The 2768-nt window shown below is 73.0% G+C and carries 3 protein-coding genes; 1 reads left to right on the top strand and 2 read right to left on the bottom strand.

Going from position 1 to position 2768, the window contains the following annotated elements:
- Positions 1-434: 434 nt before the first annotated feature.
- Positions 435-857, bottom strand: coding sequence for a protease inhibitor (locus ACWEBX_RS38940; protein WP_451889435.1), 423 nt, complete (start codon positions 855-857; stop codon positions 435-437).
- Between the two features lie 341 nt (positions 858-1198).
- Here ACWEBX_RS38940 and ACWEBX_RS38935 point away from each other — a divergent pair, with 341 nt between their 5' ends.
- Positions 1199-1750, top strand: a complete 552-nt coding sequence (locus ACWEBX_RS38935; protein WP_451889434.1) for a hypothetical protein — start codon at positions 1199-1201, stop codon at positions 1748-1750.
- A gap of 7 nt (positions 1751-1757) precedes the next feature.
- On the opposite strand, the gene ACWEBX_RS38930 is transcribed toward ACWEBX_RS38935, so the two are convergent.
- A partial coding sequence (locus ACWEBX_RS38930; RefSeq protein ID WP_451889433.1) for a PucR family transcriptional regulator occupies positions 1758-2768 on the bottom strand: 1011 nt, incomplete at its 5' end.

The raw sequence follows: 2768 nt of genomic DNA, 5'->3' as shown, positions 1-2768 counted from the left end.
GCCGTGGTTGGCCGCGTGGCTGAGCCGCAGCAGCGCCGGATCGGCTCCGGGCACCCGTACGGTGGCCACCCGTGTGAACAGCCGCTGGTCCCAGTCGAGGAGTGCACCCATGCTCCACCGCTACTCCATCTCGGCCGCACGGGCATCCCGGGTGACCCGGACCGGTGACGGACATGGGCCGTGCGGCGCACGGACCGCCCCGGCGTGATACGGCACGGGCACGGGCCGGGGGACGGCCCGGCGGCGCCCTCCACGGGGTGACACCCGCGTCGCGGACGCGCCGGCGTCACGCGGACATGCCGAAGGCCGGTCGACGGCCCCACTCCGTCTGACCGGCCCTCGGTGCGAAATCACATGGCGCTTCGTGACGGGTCCCGCACTCCCCAGCTACGGATCCCGGTCCATGTCCACGACGGCCACGCGATCCCGGTCTCTCAGAACGCGAAGACCGTCATCCCGTAGGAGGTCTTCACGCACTCGTTGGCGAAGGTCTGCTCGTACGAGACGCGCTTGCCCTGCCAGACGCCTTCGACCGTGACGACCACGGGGTCGTACTGCCTGGTACAGAAGACGTCGTTCCGTGGCGTCAGCGCGTTCAGATCACCCTTGACCGCCCGGAGTTCGGCACAGGCGTCCGGCGCGGCGGGATGGGTCCCGGACGCCGTCGGGGCGCAGTTGAGAGTGACCGCGCGTTCCGGAGTCGCGGCGGCGGCGGTCTGGCCGTGGCCCGTGGTGAGCACCAGGGCGGAGGGGGCGTAGAGCCCGGACGGGGCTGCTTGGGCGGACCCGAGGAGGGGGCCGCAGACGGCGGTGGCCGTCAGGGTGAGAGTCGCTGCCCAACGCGCGGTGTTCGGCATTGTGTGCATCCTTCCGCTCGATCGAATGCGAGACCGGCTCGGTCGGTGCCGGTTCGGCGAGCGCGAGTCTGCCGAGAACGCACAGGAAACACACATCGACCCCACACGTTTCGGTAACTTTGAGTATTGAATCAGTGGCGCGAAGTCACAGAATTCGAACGCGTGAAGCCCGTAACTGAGCGCCCGCCGGTGACCGCCAACGGCCGGCTGGCCGGAAAGACACGGCTCAGCAATAGGCCTGAAACATTCCGCTTGAACCGGCACGCCGCCTCGACTTCAGCTGTCGGCGGACTTCCCCCGGACCCCTTGCGTCGCGCTCGCGAGAGAGTAATGGTGATTACATGATTACATCGGAGCAACGCGAGAAGCTGCGCGGCTGGTTCGCCGGCCGCCTGCCCGACGATCTCTTCGAGAGCCTGTCGGAGGTGACCGCCGACCGTGAGGAGATCACCGTCGTCGGCCGCATCCCCGAGCCGAGGCTCGCCGAAGGCGCCTCGGCCGCCGAGAAGGAGGCGGCGCTCCTGGCCCGTATCCAGGAGTTCCGCGAGCGCACCCGCGAGGACCGCGTGGAGGTGGCCCGCGAGGCGGAGCACCGCTTCCGCAAGAAGGTCTCCTGGGGCGTGGAGTGCGGCACCGAGCGCGCCCTGTTCACCCATGTCGCCGCGCCCGTCATGACCCGGCTGCGCCAGCCCGAACGCCAGGTCCTCGACACGCTCGTCGCGGCCGGGGTCGCCCGCAGCCGCAGCGACGCCCTGGCCTGGTGCGTCCGTCTCGTGCAGCGGCACACCGACGACTGGCTGGGCGAACTGCGCGACTCGCTGGAGCATGTGCAGCGGGTCCGTGCGCAGGGCCCGGACACCGGGGCGGGGGACGATCCGGGCGACGAGGAGTGACGGAGCCTCAGTCGCGGATCGTCCGGGCGATGTCCAGGGTGAGCCGGTGCCAGGGGTCGCGGGGGTCACGCCCGGTCAGCTCGCGCACGCGCCGCAGGCGGTAGCGCAGGGACTGCGGGTGAAGATGCAGAGCCCGCGCGGCGGCGTTCGCCGAGCCCGAGTCGATGTACGTCGTGAGGGCGTCCAGCAGATGCCGCTGCGCGGGCTCGGCGAGTGGTCCGAGCACCAGCCGCGCGATGTGGTCCGGCGCGGACGCGGGGCGGCCGCCGAGCAGGGCGAGGACCTGCGCGTCGGCGTCGGTGAGCACCTGCCCGGACCGATGGGCGTGGGCCGGGGCGGTGTCGAGCGCGTCGGCGGCGAGCCGGTGCGCGAGCGCGATCCGGTCCAGGCCCTCGCCGGTGACGACACAGCCACGCCAGGACCGTTCGCCGAGGACCGCCCCCACGCGGGCCGACGCCGCGAGCGGCAGCAGCAGGACGGCGCGGGAGCCCCGTACCGTCGCCAGGGAGGTCACCTCGCCGCCGGAAGGGGCCAGCGCGTCGAGCAGGTCCGTCGCGGTCCCGTGCGCGGGGTCGAGCAGGTCCGTCGCGGTCCCGTGCCCGGGGTCGAGCAGGTCCGTCGCGGTCCCGTGCCCGGGATCGGGACGGTCCGTGGCGGCCGGCTCGGCCACCAGCAGACAGCAGGGGTCCGGAAGGTGGACGTCCAGCCGGGCGGAGCGGTCGGCCAGCGCGCCCACCGAGGCGTGCCGCCCGGCGATCAGGTCGTCGAGCAGCAGGCGCAGCGCCCGGGTCCGGTCGGCGGCCAGGTCCTCGCTGGTGGCCGCGTACGCGGTGGCCATCTCCTCGGAGAGGGTGTCGAGGCTGACGAGGAGCATGCGGGCCAGCGCGAACGCGTCGGCGGCGCCGAGGGCGGGAGCGCGGGCGGCGACCTCGTCCGTGAGGACGGTGCCCGCGACCCGGTAGGCGCGCAGCACCGCCTGCACCGGGCGCCCGTCCGCCGCGCGGGCCGAGGCGATGCC

Source organism: Streptomyces sp. NPDC005070, assembly GCF_053600395.1.
Note: the sequence above shows the minus strand (reverse complement) of the source record. Positions and strands in the feature narration are given on the sequence as shown.